General features: G+C 74.0%; 16 protein-coding genes. 7 read left to right on the top strand and 9 right to left on the bottom strand.

Translation table 11 applies throughout. The features are described from left to right. Window positions 1–54: 54 nt before the first annotated feature. Window positions 55–2,331: a glycoside hydrolase family 44 protein gene (locus GA0070564_RS23720; protein WP_091613026.1), complete on the bottom strand. Its 2,277-nt coding sequence runs from the start codon at window positions 2,329–2,331 to the stop codon at window positions 55–57. 134 nt (window positions 2,332–2,465) lie between these two features. Then, a complete protein-coding gene (locus tag GA0070564_RS23715; protein WP_091613022.1) occupies window positions 2,466–3,269 on the bottom strand; it encodes an SGNH/GDSL hydrolase family protein in 804 nt (267 codons plus the stop codon). Between the two features lie 274 nt (window positions 3,270–3,543). Between GA0070564_RS23715 and GA0070564_RS23710 the strand changes: the two genes are divergently transcribed. From GA0070564_RS23710 to GA0070564_RS23700, 3 genes are read left to right on the top strand one after another with little or no spacing between them, the layout of a single operon-like run. Next, entirely contained in the window at window positions 3,544–4,404 is an 861-nt protein-coding gene (locus tag GA0070564_RS23710; RefSeq protein WP_091613018.1) for a DUF4397 domain-containing protein, read from the top strand. Next, entirely contained in the window at window positions 4,401–5,102 is a 702-nt protein-coding gene (locus GA0070564_RS23705; protein ID WP_245670194.1) for a class F sortase, read from the top strand. Before GA0070564_RS23710 ends, GA0070564_RS23705 begins: the two co-directional genes overlap by 4 nt. A 51-nt stretch (window positions 5,103–5,153) precedes the next feature. Further along, entirely contained in the window at window positions 5,154–6,101 is a 948-nt protein-coding gene (locus GA0070564_RS23700) for a threonine ammonia-lyase (RefSeq protein ID WP_176730811.1), read from the top strand. Window positions 6,102–6,162: 61 nt separating this feature from the next. Here the strand turns inward: GA0070564_RS23700 and GA0070564_RS23695 are convergent, their stop codons facing one another. From GA0070564_RS23695 to GA0070564_RS23675, 5 genes are all read right to left on the bottom strand, one after another. Further along, entirely contained in the window at window positions 6,163–6,513 is a 351-nt protein-coding gene (locus tag GA0070564_RS23695; RefSeq protein WP_091613010.1) for a DUF2203 domain-containing protein, read from the bottom strand. Window positions 6,514–6,889: 376 nt separating this feature from the next. Then, window positions 6,890–7,708 (bottom strand): pyrroline-5-carboxylate reductase, encoded by an 819-nt coding sequence (proC, locus tag GA0070564_RS23690; protein ID WP_091613006.1) that lies wholly within the window; start codon window positions 7,706–7,708, stop codon window positions 6,890–6,892. Window positions 7,709–7,779: 71 nt separating this feature from the next. After that, window positions 7,780–8,808, bottom strand: coding sequence for a 6-phosphofructokinase (locus tag GA0070564_RS23685; RefSeq protein WP_088973899.1), 1,029 nt, complete (start codon window positions 8,806–8,808; stop codon window positions 7,780–7,782). A gap of 177 nt (window positions 8,809–8,985) precedes the next feature. Next, window positions 8,986–9,489 carry a pyridoxamine 5'-phosphate oxidase family protein gene (locus GA0070564_RS23680; protein WP_091613003.1) on the bottom strand — a complete coding sequence of 168 codons (504 nt, stop codon included), beginning with the start codon at window positions 9,487–9,489 and terminating at the stop codon, window positions 8,986–8,988. A gap of 79 nt (window positions 9,490–9,568) precedes the next feature. Then, window positions 9,569–10,066 (bottom strand): polyadenylate-specific 3'-exoribonuclease AS, encoded by a 498-nt coding sequence (locus GA0070564_RS23675; protein WP_091613001.1) that lies wholly within the window; start codon window positions 10,064–10,066, stop codon window positions 9,569–9,571. Window positions 10,067–10,331: 265 nt separating this feature from the next. On the opposite strand from GA0070564_RS23675, the gene GA0070564_RS23670 reads away from it, so the two are divergent. Further along, window positions 10,332–11,024: a Crp/Fnr family transcriptional regulator gene (locus GA0070564_RS23670; RefSeq protein ID WP_088972405.1), complete on the top strand. Its 693-nt coding sequence runs from the start codon at window positions 10,332–10,334 to the stop codon at window positions 11,022–11,024. A 65-nt stretch (window positions 11,025–11,089) separates the two neighbouring features. Here the strand turns inward: GA0070564_RS23670 and GA0070564_RS23665 are convergent, their stop codons facing one another. Beyond that, window positions 11,090–11,299, bottom strand: a complete 210-nt coding sequence (locus tag GA0070564_RS23665) for a hypothetical protein (protein ID WP_091612999.1) — start codon at window positions 11,297–11,299, stop codon at window positions 11,090–11,092. Window positions 11,300–11,449: 150 nt separating this feature from the next. On the opposite strand from GA0070564_RS23665, the gene GA0070564_RS23660 reads away from it, so the two are divergent. Continuing rightward, the gene (locus GA0070564_RS23660; RefSeq protein ID WP_091612996.1) at window positions 11,450–15,055 is read left to right on the top strand and encodes an ATP-binding protein; all 3,606 of its coding nucleotides are present in this window, start codon (window positions 11,450–11,452) and stop codon (window positions 15,053–15,055) included. A 31-nt stretch (window positions 15,056–15,086) separates the two neighbouring features. Here the strand turns inward: GA0070564_RS23660 and GA0070564_RS23655 are convergent, their stop codons facing one another. Next, window positions 15,087–15,788, bottom strand: coding sequence for a lysophospholipid acyltransferase family protein (locus GA0070564_RS23655; protein ID WP_091612993.1), 702 nt, complete (start codon window positions 15,786–15,788; stop codon window positions 15,087–15,089). 251 nt (window positions 15,789–16,039) lie between these two features. On the opposite strand from GA0070564_RS23655, the gene GA0070564_RS23650 reads away from it, so the two are divergent. Next, window positions 16,040–16,882, top strand: coding sequence for a DUF308 domain-containing protein (locus tag GA0070564_RS23650; RefSeq protein ID WP_091612989.1), 843 nt, complete (start codon window positions 16,040–16,042; stop codon window positions 16,880–16,882). 160 nt (window positions 16,883–17,042) lie between these two features. Further along, window positions 17,043–18,458 (top strand): alpha,alpha-trehalose-phosphate synthase (UDP-forming), encoded by a 1,416-nt coding sequence (locus tag GA0070564_RS23645; RefSeq protein ID WP_091613624.1) that lies wholly within the window; start codon window positions 17,043–17,045, stop codon window positions 18,456–18,458. Window positions 18,459–18,484 lie beyond the last annotated feature (26 nt).

Raw genomic sequence — 18,484 nt, 5'->3', positions numbered from 1 at the left:
GGACACGGAACGGGCCCGGGGCGGTCACGCCCCGGGCCCGACCTGGCTCACCGGTCAGCCGCAGCGTTGACCGTTGAGGGTGAACGCGGCCGGCGCCGGGTTGGACCCGGACCAGGTGCCGTTGAAGCCGATGCCGGTGGACGCCCCCGGCGCGAGCCGGCCGTTCCAGCTCAGGTTCTGCGCGGTCACCGTGGCGCCGCTCTGCTTCCAGGTCGCCGACCAGCCCTGGCCGAGCTTCTGGGTGGTGGTCGGGAAGTCGAAGGCCAGCTTCCAGCCGTCGATCGCGGTGCTGCCGGTGTTGGTGATCGTGACGGTGGCGGTGAACCCGCCCGGCCAGCTGCTCGTCGTCCAGCCCACCGTGCAGCCACCGGTCGGCGTACCCACCGGCGCGGTCCGCACGGTCAGCCCGGGCGAGGCCGCCGAGACGTTGCCGGCCGCGTCCCGCGCGGTCACCACGAAGGTGTACGCCGTGTCCGCCGCCAGACCGCTGACGGTGTACGAGGTCCCCGTGGCGCTGCCCACCTTGACCGGGCCGGTGGCGTCGACCCGGTGCACGTCGTACCCGGTCACGCCGGTGTCGTCGGTGGACGGCGACCAGCTCAACGCGACGCTGTCACCGGTCACCGTGCCGGCGGTGGGCCGGCCCGGGGCGCTCGGCGGCGTGGTGTCGCCGGACGTGGCGCCGCGCGGCAGCACCAGGTGGGTGATGGAGTTGGCCGGGAAGGTGGCGGTGAACCCGGTCGGACCCACCTGCTGGTCGGCCTCCCGGACGACGCCGGCGAGGTTCGCCGCGCTGTAGCGGTACACCCGTGCGGTGCCGGCGGACGCGCCGGTGAGGGCCACCGGGCTGGTCAGATCGTCACCGGACTTGTTGACCACGACCAGGGTGAGCGCCTTGTCGGCGCCGCGCTCGGCCGCGTACACGGCCAGCTTCCCCTGGTCGGCGCTGGTGGCCCGCAGCGAGGTCTCGCCGAACGCGCCACCGGCGCCGTCGTAGTTGCGGTAGATCCGGAACGCGTTCGCCACCGGCTGGTCCGCCTTGGGGGCGGTCCAGAGGCTGGCCAGGTCGACCCCCTCGCGCCCGAGGATGCCGAGCACGTCGGCCTCGGCGAGCGCGCCGTTGAGCGAGCCGAAGCCGCCCCAGCTGTACTCGGTCATCGCGATCTTCGTACCCGGGTAGTGCTGGTCGACCAGCTCCCGCATCCGGGGGACGAAGCGGACCGGCTGGTTGATCCAGCTCTCGTCGACGTACGTCGGGTCCCAGAGCTGGCGGGTGGAGCGCAGCCGCAGCGCCTGGGTGGCGGCGTCGCCGGCCGCCTCGGCGCTCACCCCGGACTGCTGCGGGTAGAGGTGGATGTCGAAGTAGTCGAGGATCCGGGTGCCGTACTGCTGCTCGTACTCGCGCATCCGGTCCAGGTACCACGGGCCGAGGTCCTGACCCCCGTGCGCGGCCCTGTCCGGCGGGTTCGACCAGCACCCGGTACGCCCGCAGGTGTCCTGGTCCAGTCCCGAGTAGAAGATCGAGTTCAGCCCCCAGCCGACCGGGCCGAGGGTCAACGCCCGCGGGTCGGCCGCCTTGATCGCGGCGGCGTACCGGTAGGTGCGGTCGCGCAGCTCGTCGTAGCCGAGGCCGGTGGGACGCACGTCGCGGTGGGTGGCGTGCCAGAGGTCGGGCTCGTTGTCCAGGTTGTAGAACTGGACGCCCCCGTCGGCCGCCGACCCGAACTCGCCCTTGAGGTGGTTCACGAGGTCGGTGACGTACTCCGGTCCGGCCGCGACGCTGGTGTCGGTCGGGTCGTTGCCGGTGATCGGGGTGCCGTCCGGCTTCCTCCCGTTGCCGCAGTCGGGTGACCAGGGGTCGGTGGACTGCTGCGGGCCGTACTTCGCCACGCTGAAGCCGCAGGCCCGGCCCCGGTCCTTGGCCACCCAGCCGAGCAGTGGGACGGTCATGATGGTGGCGGCGCCGGTGGCCTTGTTGCCGGCGACGAACCGGTCGCCCTCGGAGCCCCGGGGCAGGCTCGCCGGGTCGGCGTTGTCGTTGGGGATGTTCTCGAAGTACCAGTCCGACGCCCGGTTGGTGGTGTCGGCGCGGAAGTTGTAGCGGGTGGTGGCGTTGCCGCCGTACCGGTGCACCGGCAGCCGGATGTCGCGGGCCAGGGCCTCGTCGGCGAAGTTCATGCCGTAGATGTACGGGCTGATCGGGTGCCGGCCGGCGGTGGCGTCGACGGCCAGGGCCGGTCCGGCGGTGGCGGCCTGGGCCGGTCCGGTCGGTACCAGGCCGCCGAGGGCGACGGCCAGGGTGAGCGGGAGCAGTGCTGTGGTGGGACGCACGAGCTTCTTCCCTTCCGAAGGAATCAAGCTCGCCGATGGGAGCGCTTCCACAGCATTGCCGGGTCGCGGTCGCCCGTCAACCCGCGCCGCCCGGGAGGCCGAAGCCTCCGCGGGCGGCGCGGGCGGCGCGGAGCTCAGCCGGCGGTGTTGCGGAAGACCGGGTAGTAGCCGCCGGACTGGCCGGCCGCGGTGGGGTGGTACGAGATCCCGATGTTGGTGTAGTTCAAGGCGTGCAGCCACTTGTCGCCGTAGCTGCACAGCTGGTGGCCGACGAAGATCGACCGGACGTCGGCGAACCGGAAGCCCGCGTTCCCGGCGGCCGTGCGGGTGATGTCGTCCACCAGGTTGATGCCCTCGTTGATCTTCGCGCGGGAGGTCGCGCTCAACCCGACGCAGAGGGTGCCGAGCTGGTAGAAGACCGGGTAGCCCACCACCACCACCCGGGCCGACGGGGACCGGCCGCGGATTCCGTTGTAGACGTTGGCCAGCAGGCCGGGGAGCTGGGCGCGGGCCTTGTCCTCGGCGGCCTGCACGGCGGCGACGCACTGCGACTCGCTGTACAGCACGCAGGTGGTCATGATGTTCGAGAAGCCGACGTCGTTGCCGCCGACGGTCACACTGACCAGCGTGGTGGCCGAGCTGAGCGCGCCGAGCTGACTGTTGATCACGTCCGTGGTGCGCGCTCCGGAGCAGGCCACCGAGCGGTAGGAGGCCGGCTGGACGTAGGCGTTGTAGAGCGCCGGGTAGGCGTTGGTGCTGCGCTGGCACGAGCCGCTCTCGGTGGTGTAGCTGCCGGCGCCGACGCCGGAGGCGTACGAGTCACCGAGGGCGACGTACTGGTCGGTGGGGGCGGCCAGGGCGGGGGTGGCCAGGGCGAACACGGCAGCCAGGGATGTCGCCGCGCTCAGGGCGAGGGTCACGAGACGGGATCTCCGCACGTCGCACTCCAGGGGGTGGGAAGTGGTGTGTGGGAGATTGATATCAATAAGATCGTACGCGACGGTAGCTCGGAGATTGACGACAGTCGTCCATAAAGATCATTGGCCACAAATCATTGCCAACCTGTTTCCGGGACTTGAAATTTTCCTGCAAAGGACCGGGAGCCGGAATGCCGGCGTACCGGACCGCCCTGCCGTGGCGGGTCGGGTTGCGCCGCAGTCCCGCCTACGAGACTCTGGTGGTCGTCCCAGCCGAGAACCGGGAGACGACCACATGCCCCAGCTCCGTACCGCGCCGCGCCGGCTGTTCGCCGCCGCCGCCGCGCTCCTGTTCGGCGCCGCGCTGAGCGGCGGACCCACGCCGGCCCGGGCCGCCACGGCGGCGGACACCGTCGGGTACGTCCGGCTGGCCCACCTCTCCCCCGACACTCCCGCGGTGGACGTCTACCTCACCGCGCCGGGCGCCGCCGAACCGCGCCGCTTCCCCGGCGTCGCGTACGGGGTGGTGTCGGCGTACCTGCCGCTGCCGGCCGGCCGGTACGCGGTGGCGATGCGCGAGGCGGGCGCCCCGGCCGACCAGCCGCCGGTGCTCACCACCGAGGTGGCGGTGACCGCCGGCGGGGCGTACACGGTGGCCGGAGTGGGCCGGCACGCCGATCTCGGGCTGCGGGTGCTCCGCGACGACCTCGGCGCACCCGCGCCGGGTCGGGCGAAGGTCCGCGTCGTGCAGGCGTCGGTGCGTACCCCGGTGCTCGACGTGGCCGCCGCCGACGGCCCGGCCATCGCCGACGCGGTCCGGTTCGCCACCACCACCGGCTATCGCGAGGTGCAGCCCGGCCGGTGGCGGCTGCGGCTGGACGGGCGCAACGGGCCGAGCGCCACCGCCGAGGTGACCCTCGCCGGCGGCGCCGTCTACTCGCTGCTGGTCCTGGACGCCAAGCGCGGCGGTCTCGTCGCCGAGCTGCGCGAGGACGCCCGGGGCGGCACGGTCGTGCCCACCGGCGGCGTGCAGACCGGCGCCGGCGGAACGGCCCGGCCGGGCGTCGGGGCGTACCCGATGCTGGCCGGCGGGCTGCTCGCGGGCGCCGCCGTGGCGGGTGCGCTGCTGCTGCGCCGGCGGCGCACCACCTGGTGACCACCGGCGCGGCGATCCGGCGGCACCGGGCGGGCCGCCGGAGCCGGGCCGCCCTGGTCGCGGCCGGCGCCGCGCTCTGCCTGGCCGCCGGCACCGGCGTCGGCATCGCCACCACCCGCACGCCCGGCCCGGCCGCCGTCTGGCTGCCCGGCTGCGCCGACGACTGCCCCACCACCGCGACAGCCGCCACCGCCACGCCGACCACCGCCGCGGCCCGCCGTCCCCAGGGTCCACCCACCCGGGTACGCGTCGCGCGGATCGGCGTCGACTCCCGGCTGGCGGTGCTCGGCCTGGACCGGGCCGGTGAGCTGGCGCCGCCGGCCGACTTCGCCGAGGCCGGCTGGTACGGCGGCGGCCCGGCCCCCGGCGACCCGGGCCCGGCGGTGATCGCCGGTCACGTCGACTCCCCCACCGGCCCGGCCGTCTTCGCCCGCCTCGGCGAGCTGCGCCCCGGCGACCCGGTCGAGGTGTGGCGTGGCGGCCGGCCGGTGACCTTCCGGGTCACCGGCTCGCTGCGCACCCCCAAGGACCGGTTCCCCACCGCCGCCGTCTACGGCCCCACCCCCGGACCGGAGCTGCGGCTGATCACCTGCGCCGGGGACTTCGACCGGCGCTCCCGCCACTACCGGGACAACCTGGTGGTCTTCGCCGTCGCGCAGTCCGCCGGCGAGCTGTTCCCCGACTCCGCGGCCGGCTGACCGGACCTCGCGGTGCGGCGGACCGGCCGGGGCGCGGCTAGGCTGCGCGGCGTGCGACTGGTCACCGAGGACGAGATCACGGCGGCGCAACGACGACTGGCCGGCCGGGTGGTGCACACCCCGCTGCTGCCCTGTCCCCGGCTCGGCGACGACCTCGGCCTGCCGCTCGCGGTCAAGGCGGAGAACCTCCAGCACACCGGCAGCTTCAAGACCCGGGGCGCGCTGAACGCCCTGCTCGCCCTCGCCGAGCGGGACGCCCCGCCGGCCGGGCTGGTGGCCTTCTCCGCCGGCAACCACGCGGCCGCCGTGGCGTACGCCGGGCACGCCTTCGGGCTGCCCACCGTGGTCTGCATGCCGACCTGGGCGGTCTCCACCAAGGTGGCGACGGTGCGCCGGTACGGCGCCGAGGTGCTGCTGACCGACGAGCTGGTCGCCACCGCCCGGGCCCTCGCGGCCGAACGCGGCTGGCACCTGCTGGAACCCTTCGACCACCCCGACGTCATCGCCGGCGCCGCCACCGTCGGCCGGGAGATCCTGGCCGACGGGCCCCCGCCGGACCTCGTCCTGGTGCCGGTGGGTGGGGGTGGACTGATCAGCGGCGTCGCCGCGGCCCTGCGGTCGACGTCGCCGCGGACCCGGGTCGTCGGGGTGGAACCGGCCGGCGCGAACGTCGTGTCGTACGCCCTGCGCACGGCCGGTGGCGTGCCGCCGCAGCGGCCGTCGTCGGTGGCGGACGGGCTGGCCGCGCCCTTCGCCGGCCAACACACCCTGGCCCACGTCCGGGCGCTGGTCGACGCGGTGGTCGAGGTTCCCGAGGAGTCCATCCTGCCCGCCTGGGCGGAGCTGCTGGACGCCACGAAACTGCTGGTGGAACCCTCGGCGGCGGTCGGGCTGGCGGCGCTGCGCGCCGGGCTGGTCGAGACCTCGCCGCACGGGCGGACGGTGCTGGTGCTCAGCGGCGGCAACGTCGCCCCGGCGACGCTGGCCACCCTGGGCTGAGCTGTTCCGCCGCTCAGGTCTCTCGCCGCTCAGCTCTCTCGCCGTGCGGACCGGCGGCGGCTCAGACCGGGCGGCGGCCCGCGAAGCCGCACTCGACCCGGTGGTACCAGCGCACGTCGCCGTCCCCCTCCAGCCAGCACCACAGCACCGGCCGGCCCCCGCGCTCGCCGGGGAAGTCCAGCAGCACCGGGGCGATCCCCTTGACCTGGATGTCGTGCTCGTGGAGCTCGTCCACGATGCCGTGCAGCCGGGCCTCCAGCGCCTTGACCTCGGCCAGCCCACCGTGGACGCTCATCCCGTGGCCGGCCAGGTCGGCCCGGAGCTCGGCCAGGTCGGCGCGCAGCCGGACCAGCTCGTCGATCCGCGGGCGCAGCGTCGCCACCAGGTGTCGCGACTGGGCGAGGGTGAACACCCGAGCAGTATGCGGCACGGGACCCGGCGACGAACTCCCCGAGGCGACCGCGGCCCGGGTCCGCCGGCACGACGGCGCGGTGCGCGAGTCGCGTTCGAGGCGCTGGGTGACCGGTCGATCGGTCACTGCCCGTATCCGTGGGGCGCCGGGGCGGCATCCTCCCGGCCACCGCTTTGCTCTGCTGCCCCCGACGCACCACCGCGATGACCTGGCGTCGGTTACCCGATCGGCCGCACGGCCCACGGCCACCCCGGTTACCTACCGCTACTGATGCGTGGCGGGCAGCAGAGCAAAGGCGGGCGCGGGCGGGGTCGGGCGGGCGCCTCGGGCCACCGCTGGTCCGACCGCGCCCCGGTCGGGGGGTGGGGCGCTCCGCTCAGTCGGCCTGGGCGGCCAGCTCCCGGGCCCGGTCCCGGGCCGCCTCCAGCGCGGCCAGCAGCGCCGCCCGCACCCCGTGCTTCTCCAGCTCCCGGATCGCCGAGATGGTGGTGCCGGCCGGCGAGGTGACCGCCTCACGCAACTTGACCGGGTGCTCGCCGGAGTCACGGAGCATGACGGCCGAGCCGATCGCGGTCTGCACGATCAGCTCGTGCGCCACCTGCCGGGGCAGCCCGAGCAGGATGCCGGCGTCGATCATCGCCTCGACCAGCAGGTAGAAGTACGCCGGGCCGGAGCCGGAGAGGGCGGTCACCGCGTCCTGCTGGGACTCGGGGACCCGGACCGTGGAGCCCAGCGGCTTGAACATCTCCTCGGCCAGCGCCAGGTGCTCACCGGTGGCGTGCGCCCCCGCCGAGATCGCGGTCATCGCCTCGTCCACCAGGGCCGGGGTGTTGGTCATCACCCGGACCACCGGGGTGCCCTCGGGCAGCCGGCGGGCGAAGAAGGTGGTGGGCAGGCCGGCGCAGAGCGAGATGACCAGCTTGTCGGCCGGCACCTTGGGACCGATCTCGTCCAGCAGGGTGGCCGCGTCCTGCGGCTTCACCGAGACGGCGAGCACCGCCGCCTCGTCCACGGCGGTGAGGTTGTCCACCACCCGGACGCCGTACCGGGCGGTCAGCTCCTCGGCGCGGGCGGGGCGCCGGGCCGTGGCGAGCAGCCGCTCCACCGGCCAACCCGAGCGCAGCAGCCCGGAGAGCATCAGCTCGCCGATCTTGCCCGCCCCGATCACCGCGACCGTGTGCCTGGCCGATCCCATCGGTCGTACCCCTTCCGTCGCCCGGGAACCAGGGGCGGCGCGGCGGTCGCCCGCCGCGCCGCCCGTCAGGATCAGCTGCCGAAGAAGACCTCGGCCTCTTCGTAGCGCTCGATCGGGACGGTCTTCAGCTCGGCGGTCGCGTCGGCGAGCGGGACGCGGACGATGTCCGTGCTCTGCATCGCGACCATCTTGCCCCAGTCGCCCTCGTGCGCCGCGTCGATCGCCTGCAGGCCCAGCCGGGTGGCGAGCACCCGGTCGAACGCGGTCGGGGTGCCGCCGCGCTGGATGTGGCCGAGCACCACGGTGCGGGCCTCCTTGCCGGTCTTCGCCTCCAGCTGCTCGGCGAGCCACTGGCCGATGCCGCCGAGGCGGACGTGACCGAACGAGTCCAGCTCCTGGTTGTGCAGCACCATCTGGCCGTCCAGCGGCTGGGCGCCCTCGGCGACCACCACGATCGGGGCGTACTGGTGCTGGAAGCGCTTCTCGACGTAGCCGGCGACCTGCTCGACGTCGAACTGCCGCTCCGGCAGCAGGATCACGTTGGCGCCACCGGCCAGGCCGGCGTGCAGGGCGATCCAGCCGGCGTGCCGGCCCATCACCTCGACGACCAGCGTGCGGTGGTGGCTCTCCGCGGTGGTGTGCAGCCGGTCGATGGCCTCCATCGCGATGTTGACCGCGGTGTCGAAGCCGAAGGTGTAGTCGGTGGCGCCGAGGTCGTTGTCGATCGTCTTCGGGACGCCGATCACGTTGACGCCCAGCTCGTGCAGCTTGGTGGCGACCCCGAGGGTGTCCTCGCCGCCGATCGCGATCAGGGCGTCGACGCCCTGCGCGGCGAGGTTCTCCTTGATCCGCTCCACGCCGTTCTCGATCTTGAACGGGTTGGTCCGGGAGGAGCCGAGGATGGTGCCGCCGCGCGGCAGGATGCCCCGGACCTCCGCGATGCCCAGGGGCTTGGAGAGGCCCTCCAGCGGGCCCTTCCAACCGTCCCGGAAGCCCACGAACTCGTGACCGTAGGTGGCGACGCCCTTGCGGACCACCGCCCGGATTACCGCGTTGAGACCCGGGCAGTCGCCGCCGCCGGTGAGCACGCCGATACGCATGATCTGCTCATCCTCCTGGAGCATCAGGTGAAGCCCGATTTGCCCCAGGATATGCGTCAGATCAGACCATCGGCGCCGTTGCCGGCCCGGGGCGGGCCGTCCGTGCGAACTGTAGTCGGCGCAGCTGTACGCCGACACCGCGCCCCGGACGGTCCCACCCGCCGGACCGGCTACCGGTCAGTAGCTGACCTCGTGGTTCTCGCCCGCCTTCGGCGGCTTCCCGGTCACCGCCGCCTTGGCGAACCCGAGCAGGTTGACCACCGTGCTGCCCGGCGAGTCCCAGTACTCCGCCGAGCCGGCGTGCACCCGCACCAGGGTCAGCCGCGGGGTCTCCAACCCCTCCGGGAACCACGTGGAGAGCAGCGGGTTCCACAGCTGCTCCGCCTTTGCCCGGTCGAAGCCCTCGCGGGCCGTGCCGGACAACGACACCCAGGCGTTGTGCCGCTGGTCGGAGAAGGCGACGTTGACCTCCGGGTTGACCCGGAGCTGGCGCACCTTCGCCGAGTCCGCGTACGCGAAGAACCACAGGTCACCGTCGAACTCGGCCTCCTGGAGGGCCATCGGACGGCTGACCATCCGGCCGTCCACCCCGGTCGTGGTGAACATGCAGATCCGGGCCTGCCGGATCAGCTCGGTCACCCGGTGGCGGGCGTCGGCTGCGGTGGTCGGCTCGTCGGTCATGGCACGTCCCTTCACGTCGGCTCGACGGAACCGGTGCCCGGGACGGAACGGGTCAAACCTGCGATCTGCCCGACGCCGGTCAGCGCCGGGTCATCGCCTGCCACCGGGCCAGGTTGTGCCGGGCGTCGACCAGCGCGTCGTGCCGCTCCGCGGCCGCGTCCGGCAGCTTCGGCCGGCCCCGGTCGTCCCAGAGCTGGCGCAGCTCCTTGGTGAACCGGGGGATCTCCCGGGGCAGCGCGGTCATCGACCCCCAGAGCTGGGCGAGCACCACGTGGTCGTACGCGGCGTACCAGGCCCACAGCTCCAGCTGCTCGCCCGGGCGGTCCCGGATCGGCTCGAGCAGGAACTCGTGCAGGTCGTCGCGGATCCGTTCGCGCGACCGCCAGGCCCGGTCGGCCGGCGACGGGAGCCGGTCCAGCACGTTGCGGCGCACCCAGGGCACGGCCCGGGAGTCGTCGAACTCGGTGGAGACCGCGTAGAACTCGCGGCCGTACTCGTCGACGACGCCGATCGACACCAGGTCGATGGTGCGGCCGTCCTCGATGAATTCGGAGTCGTAGAAATAGCGGTAGACCATCGGCACCATCCTGGCCCACCCCGGCACCGCCGCGGACGGCGGGGGCGCAGACGGCCGTCGGACCGCGCAGCCGCACGTCAGCGCGGTGTCAGTGCGGCCCCGGCCTGGTCACGGAAGTGATTTGAGGGGTGTACAGCAAGCGACCGGACCGTCATGATCTGATGTGTACCGCTACCGGACGCCGCACCGGTTCCGTCGACCTCGTGCCGGGGACTGTTCGGTTCACCCGGTGCGTGGAGGTCCTTTACCGGGGAGGGGTTGGGCCGTGGAGATGCGCCTGCCGGAGCCGGGCGACGCGCTCACCGGTGTCGAGATGTTCGCCGGCCTGGAGCCCGAGGTACGCCAGCGGGTGATCGCGGCGGCCGTGCCCCGCACGTACCGCAAGGGGCAGTTGCTCTTCGTGGAGAACGACCCCGGCGAGTCGCTGATCGTGCTGCGGCGCGGCGCGGTCGCGGTGTTCCGCACCGCGCCCACCGGCGAGCGGGCGGTGCTGTCGGTGATCAGACCGCCGGACGTGCTCGGCGAGGTGTCCCTGCTCGACGCCTCGACCCGCTCGGCCTCCGCCGAGGCGATCGAGGACTGCGCCGCGCTGGCCCTGTCCCGCCCCGCCTTCATGGAGCTGGTGCACTCCAACCCGCGCATCCTGGACGCGGTGATGCGCTCGCTGGGCGGGCTGATCCGCCGGCTGACCGAGCAGAACGCCGACCACGTCTTCCTCGACCTGCCCGGCCGGGTGGCCAAGACGCTGGTCCGGCTGGCCGGCGAGAGCCAGGCCCCGATGATCACCATCGAGCTGAACCAGAGCCAGCTGGCCGAGATGGCCGGCGGCTCCCGGCAGAGCGTCAACCAGGCGATCGGCTCCTTCGCCAGCCGGGGTTGGCTGCGCACCGAGGGCCGCCGGATCGTGGTCACCGACGTGGCCGCGCTGCGCCGCCGCGCCGGGATGAACGACCGCTGAACGACGGACGCGGCCGGTGCGCGGGTGCGCTCCGGCCGCGTCGCGGCGTGTTCCGGCCCCCGTGGTCAGGGGGTCGTGCTGGTCGGCCCGACCCAGTTGGTCCCGGTGGGCCCGACCCAGTCGGTGCCGTCCTTGCCGCCGCTCCTGCCCTCGCTGACGACCCCGTCGGCCTGCAGCGCGGCGAGCGTGGCGGCGTCCACGTCCACCGACTCGCCCGCGGAGTGCGTCACCCCGTCGGCGTCGGTCCAGTCGCTCTCCAGCTTGACGTACACCATGCCAGTCCCCTCGTGTCCGGTGATCGCGTTTCGGCCGCCTGAATGTAACGCCCGCAACCGGTCGGAGGACTGTCCACAAACCAACAGCCCGGTACCCGACAGCAGCGTGGACGGCGATACTCGCGGTGGGCGTCGACCAGCGGCGCACCGATCGGAGCCGGACGACCGGGTGGGAGGGGTGTCATCGCCGCGCAGTGTGACCGGTGTGGACGCACCGCCGCCGAGGGCGACCGCTTCTGCGGTGGCTGCGGCGCGGAGCTGGGCTCGGTCTGCCCGCACTGCCTGCGCCCGCTCGCCACGGACGTCGCGTTCTGCACCTCGTGCGGGACGGCGCGGGCGGGCGCGAAGCAGGCCACCCCGACGCCGCAGGAGGACCGCCGCCGGGTCAGCGTGCTCTTCGTCGACCTGATCGACTTCACGCCGTACGTCGAGCGGACCGATCCCGAGCAGGTCCGCGGCATGCAGACCGGCTTCTTCGCCGCCGCGCGCCGGGTGGTCGGCCAGTACGGCGGCGTGGTGGAGAAGTACATCGGCGACGCGGTGATGGCGCTCTTCGGCGCCCCGGTGGCCACCGAGACCGACGCGCTGCGCTGCGTACGGGCCGGGTTGGAGCTGCAACGGGTGCTCACCCGGTTCGCCCCCACCGGCGCCGACGAGCTGCGCTTCCGGGTCGGCGTGGCGACCGGCGAGGCGCTGGTCGACGTGGCCGCCGCCCGCGACGGCGGGCAGGCCATCGTGGCCGGCGACGTGGTCAACACCGCCTCCCGGATGCAGTCGGTGGCCCCACCCGGCGGGGTGCTGGTCTGCGGCACCACCCACGCGCTGACCAAGGACGCCATCCGGTACGCCGAGCAGCCGCCGGTCACCCTGCGCGGGCGCTCCACCCCCACCGAGGTGTGGCTGGCGCTCTCCCCGGTACGCCGCCAGCCCACCGACCGGGAACCGGACGTCACGCCGCTGATCGACCGCGAACACGAGCTGGGCATGCTGGTCAACGCCCTGCACCGCTCGCTGCGCGACCGCCGCCCGCAGGTGGTGACCGTCTTCGGGCGGGCCGGCATCGGCAAGAGCCGGCTGGTGCGCGAGCTGTACAAGCACGCCGGGCGGCTGGTCGACGAGCCGCTGACCTGGCGTACCGGCCGCTGCCCGCCGTTCGGCGAGAACGTCACGTTCGCCGCGCTGGCCGACGTGGTCAAGACCGAGGCGGGGATCCTCGACACCGACCCGGCGTCCACCGCCGCGCAGCGGCTCGCCGCGGCGGTCGGCGAACTGGTCGGCCCCGCCGAGCGGGACCGGGTGGTCGCCGCGCTGCGTCCGCTGGTCGGCCTCCCTGGCACGGCGCTGCCGGCCGAGGAGACCGAGTCCGCGTGGCGGCGGTTCCTGCTGGCGCTGGCCGCCCGCCGCCCCACCGTGCTGGTCTTCGAGGACCTGCACTGGGCCGACGAGGCGATGCTGCGCTTCGTCGAGCTGCTCGGCGCGGCCGCCCGGGACGTGCCGCTGATGCTGCTCTGCACCGCCCGTCCCGAGCTGGTGGACCGGGACCCGAGCTGGGCCGGCACGATCACCGGGTCGGTCACCATCACCCTGCCGCCGTTGCGGGACACCGGCATCGCCTCGCTCTACGCGCACATGTTCGGCCAGGCGGCGTTCTCGGCGGACATGCTCAACCCGCTGATCGAGGTGGCCGGCGGCAACCCGCTCTACGCCCACGAGTACGTCCGGATGCTGATCGAGCAGGGCACGCTGCGCCAGTCCGGCCGGGGCTGGTCGCTGGAGAAGCACCTCGAGCTGCCGATGCCGGAGAGCGTGCACGCGGTCATCGCCAACCGGGTCGACCTGCTCGACGCCAAGGACCGGGCGGTGCTGCTGGCCGCCGCCGTGGTCGGGGTGCAGTTCTGGCCCGGCGCGGTGGCCGCCGCCCTCGGGCAGCCGGTCGAGTCGGTGGAGCGGGCGCTGCGCCGGCTGGAGCAGCGGGACTTCGTGCACGAGCAGGCGGCCTCCACGATGGCCGGTCAGCCCGAGTACCGGTTCCGGCACGTGCTGGTCCGCGACGTCTGCTACCAGCGCCTGCCGCGCACCGAGCGGGTGGCCCGGCACGAGCGGACGGCGGACTGGCTCGACGCGCTGTCCGCCAGCCGGGACACCGACCTGGCCGAGGTCCTCGCGCACCACCGCTGGGCGGCGCACGAGATCGCCCGTACCCTCGGCATGCCCACCGGCCGGTACGCCGCGCCGGCCCGCCGCGCGCTGCACCGGGCGGCCCGCCGGGCGTACGCGCTGCACGGGCTGGACGCCGCGGCCGCGCACGCCGGTCGGGCGCTGGGCCTGGTCGACGACAGCGACCCGGTGGACCGGCTCCAGCTGGAGCTGCTGGCCACGGAGATCTCCTTCTATCGCGACGGCAACGCCTTCCTCTCCGGTGGCGGCCCGGACCAGCTGCACGCGCTGGCCGACCGGCTGCTGGCCCACGGTGACGACGCCTGCGCGGCCCGGGCCTGGACGCTGCTCGGCCAGGCCGCCTGGCTGCGGGCCGACCGGGGCGCGGCGGTGGCCTGCCTGGACCGGGCGGTGGCCCTGTTCGAGCCGTTGCCGGACAGCGCCCAGAAGGCGGACGCCTACGCCGAGCTGGGCCGGCTGCACATGCTCAACTACGAACGGGACGCGGCGGTCGCCGCGGCGGAGGCGGCGGCCGAGATCGGTGACCGGCTGGGCCTGATCGAGACCCACGTCAACGCCCGGATCACCGCCGCCACGGCCCGCTACCAGGCGGGTGACCGGGCCGGGCTGGACGAGTTGCACGCGCTGGCGGAGCTGAGCCGCGTCCAGCAGTTGCTCGCCCTGCCCCGGGCGGTGCGGAACCTCGCCTTCGCGGTCTGCGAGGAGGGCGACTGGTTGCGGCAGGAGGCGCTGCTGTCGGACTCGTCGGGGGCGGGTGGCGCCGGGCAGACCCTGGCCACCAGCTACTCGTGGGAGGCGGTCCGGGCGTACTTCGACGGTGACTTCGGGCGGCTGCTGAGCGCCGCCGACGCCTTCGTGGACACCCCCACCGGCGGGTGGGACATGCAGGTGCGCGGGTTGCGGGCGGCGCTGCGGGTGCTGCGCGGGCAGCCCGTTCCGCCCGAGCACCGGCCGGCGGGTCAGGAGCCGCGTACCGACCCGGTGCCGGTCGACGCCGGCCGGCGCGACGACGTGGCGGCGGCGCTGGACGCGGCCCGGCGCAGCGGCTTCCACCGGCCGTACTGGACGATGCTGGGGATGGCCGCGCTGTGCCGGTCGTTGCAGGGCCGGCGGGACGAGGCGGCCGCTCTGGTGGACGAGCTGGCCGGGGCCTGGCTGGCCGTGCCGGCGCTGGCCAGCGGCGAGTGGGTCGGCCCGGCGGCGTACGCGGCGGCGCTCGCCGGCCGGGACGCCGCCGTGGTGGTCCGCTCGATGCTGGACCGGCCCGGCCACCGGACGCCGTGGTCGGAGGCGGCGTTGCGGACGGTGACCGGGGCGCTGGCCGCGGCGGACGGCGACCACCGGCGGGCCGGTGAGCTGTACCTGGCCGGCGCGGAGATCTACGCGGGGATCCCGGACGTCACCAGCCGGATGCTGTCGCTGGCGCTGGCGGTGGCCGGGTTGGAGCGGGCCGGCGATCCGGCCGCCCGTGGCCTGCTGGCGGAGGTGCGGGCGTTCGCGCTCCGCAACGAGGCGCCCGGGCTGCTCACCCTGGCCGGCCGGCCGGCCGCGCCGGCCGGTGAGGCGCTGGCCTGCTGACCCGGGTCGGCGGTCTGGGCGCCGGCGGCGCTCAGGCGGCGACCGGCTGCCGGGGCACCGGCGGCTGGTTCTTCGCCTTCTGGGCGTAGACGTCGACGTACTCCCGGCCGGAGAGTTCCATCAGCTCGTACATGATCTCGTCGGTGACCGCGCGCTCGACGAACCGGTCGCCGGCCATCCCGGCGTAGCGGGAGAAGTCCAGCGGCGGACCGAACCGGATCCGGATCCGGCCGAGGTTGGGGACGATCTGCCCGGTCGGTTGGATCTCGTCGGAGTTGAGCATGACCATCGGGACCACCGGGGCGCCGCTCTCCAGCGCCAGCCGCGCCACGCCGGTCTTGCCCCGGTAGAGCCGGCCGTCCGGGGAGCGGGTGCCCTCCGGGTAGATGCCGGCGACGCCGCCGGCGCGCAGCACCCGCAGCTGGGTCTCCAGGGCGGCCCGGGCGGCCCGCCCGCCGGAGCGGTCCACCGGGATGGTCCCCGAGCCGACGAAGAACATCTTGGTGAGCCAACCCTTGAGGCCCTTACCGAGGAAGTATTCCGCTTTGGCGATGAAAGTGACTTTTCGCTTCACGATCAGCGGCGTGAAGATCGAGTCCGAGAACGACAGGTGGTTGCTGGCCAGGATCACCGGGCCGGTGGCCGGGATGTGCTCCAGCCCCTCGACCTGCGGGCGGAAGATCAGCCTCAGCACCGGGCCGAGGATGATGTACTTCAGCAGCCAGTACAGCACCGGGGTCCTTCCAGACGGGGGTCGTGACGGCACCGCTGCCGGGGTCGGCGGTGGGGCCGGCCGGGCGCCCCCGGCGACCCGTCCGGGGCGCCGTCGGCGAGCGGAACTGTCCCCGAGAGCCTACGAACCGGGAGCGGCACGCCACAACGCACTCCCGGAACCGGCCTCCGACGTGTCACGATTCAGGGCACGGCGTACGGGCGCCGGGGCGCGAGCGGACGCACCGCCAGGTGCGATGAGGAGGGTGTCCGGTGTCAGCGGGTGGGCCCCGCCGGGGACGGCGGGACAACGGCCTCGACGCGAGCGAGTACGCCGTGGCGGGCGACGTGGATCCGCGCGTCGGTGAGCACCTGCTCGACGTGCTGGCCGCCGGCGGCATCGCCGCGTACCTGCAACCCTCGGCCGACCTGAACCCGGTGACCCGCACCACCACCGTCCCCGCCCGGCCGGTCGACCGGCTCTACGTCGACCGTTCACACCTGACCACCGCCCGGGACTACCTCACCCAGCTCGCCGACGAGGCGGAGCCGCCGGCCCGCGACGACGAGCCGGACATCGAGGCCGAGTGGGCCCGGATCGTGGCCGGCTTCCACGCCGCGCCGAGCGCCGGCGAGCACCCCTGGCCGGCGGCGGAGGACGTCGACGACGACCCGACCGAGCCGACCGGCCCGACGGCCGGGTCGACCGGGCGCGGCAGCGGTGACGAGGGCGCCGGTCCGACCGCCACCGACGTGCGCCGGCTGCCGTACGCGGCGGACGTCTCCGGGGTCTCGGTGAGCCGGGGCCGGACCGACGAGCCGTCGCTCCTGGACGGCCTGGACACCTTCGGCGCCGACCTGCCGGGTGACGAGGAGGAGGGCTACACCCCTCCCCCGCCGCCCCCGCTGCCCCGGGTGTCGAAGTACGCGGTGGCCGGCGTGCTCTGCATCCTGGTCGGCTTCGTGCTCCTCCTCCGGCCGGGGCTGCTCCCGGCCGACCGCTCGGTGGTGACCCTGCTCGGCTTCGCCGGGATCGTCGGCGGTTTCGTCACCCTGGTCTGGCGGCTGCGCCCCGGTGACGACGACCACGACCCGGACGACGGCGCGGTGGTCTGAGCCCGGCCCGCATTCCGGGACGGCCCCGCACCCCGACCGAGGCGTAACAGTGGTGTAACTTACGGTCAGTAGGAATACGGCTGTACGTCACTTCCCCCACTGACTGCCCGGTTGTTCCTCGCTCGTGGTGGTCAGCCCTCTGCTGATCGGAATGCCCGAGATGCGACAGAGTTCCCTCGTGGTGGTGGCCAACCGCCTCCCCATCGACGACAGTGTGGCGCCCGACGGCGCCTGCGAGTGGCGCCGCAGCCCCGGTGGGCTGGTCAGCGCGCTGCACCCGCTGCTGCGGCACACCCCGGCCACCTGGGTCGGCTGGGCCGGCCGGACCGGCCCGGCGCCGACCCTGCCGGACGTGGACGGGGTCCGGATGCAGAGCGTCCCGCTCAGCACCGAGGACTTCCGGGACCACTACGAGGGCTTCGCCAACGCGACCCTCTGGCCGCTCTACCACGACGCCGTCGAGCAACCGGAATACCATCGCCGCTGGTGGGAGGCGTACCAGCGGGTCAACCAGCGGTTCGCCGAGGTGGCCGCCGAGGTGGCCGAGCCCGGTGGCGTGGTCTGGGTGCAGGACTACCACCTCCAGCTGGTGCCCGCCCTGCTCCGCGAGCTCCGCCCCGACCTGCGGATCGGCTTCTTCCTGCACGTGCCGTTCCCGCCGCCCGAGCTGTTCATGCAGCTGCCCCGCCGGGCCGAGCTGCTGCGCGGGATGCTCGGCGCCGACCTGATCGGCTTCCAGCGGGCCCAGGCGGCGCACAACTTCGCCCAGCTGGTGGCCAAGGTGCTGGAGCTGCCGGCCACCGACCGGCAGATCGCGGTGGACGACCGGGAGGTGCGGGTCGGCGCCTTCCCGGTCTCCATCGACACCGCCGAGATGGCGGCGCTGGCCGCCCGCCCCGAGGTGGCCGAGCGGGCCCGCCGGCTGCGCCAGGACCTCGGCGGGCCCGAGCACGTCATCCTCAGCGTCGACCGGATGGACTACACCAAGGGCATCGAGCAGCGGCTCAAGGCGTACAGCGAGCTGATCGCTGGCGGCCACGTCAAGGTCCGGGACACGGTGCTCGTGCAGGTGGCGATGCCCAGCCGGGAACGGGTCGGGCAGTACCAGATCCTCCGCGAGCGGATCGAACGCGAGGTGGGGCGGATCAACGGCGAGTTCGGCCGGGTCGGTGAGCCGGCCATCCACTACCTCACCCAGCCCTTCGACCGGGCCGAGCTGGCCGCGCTCTACCGGATGGCCGACGTGATGGCGGTGACCCCGCTGCGCGACGGGATGAACCTGGTCGCCAAGGAGTACGTGGCCGCCCGGGTCGACGACACCGGCGCGCTGCTGCTCAGCGAGTTCGCCGGCGCCGCCGCCGAGCTGTCCCAGGCGTACCAGGTCAACCCGCACGACCTCGAGGGGCTCAAGCAGGGGCTGCTGGCCGCGTTGCAGGCCGACCCGGCGGACCTGTCGCGGCGGATGCGCGGCATGCGCGAGCACCTGCACGAGCACGACATCCGCGCCTGGGCCCGCTCCTACCTCAGCGCGCTGGACGAGAGCGAATCGCTGACCACCCGGCTGCGCACCGACTGAGCGTCCGGCATCGTACGGCGACCCTC

The organism is Micromonospora mirobrigensis (genome assembly GCF_900091555.1).
GTDB classification, from domain to species: domain Bacteria; phylum Actinomycetota; class Actinomycetes; order Mycobacteriales; family Micromonosporaceae; genus Micromonospora; species Micromonospora mirobrigensis.
Note: the sequence above shows the minus strand (reverse complement) of the source record. Positions and strands in the feature narration are given on the sequence as shown.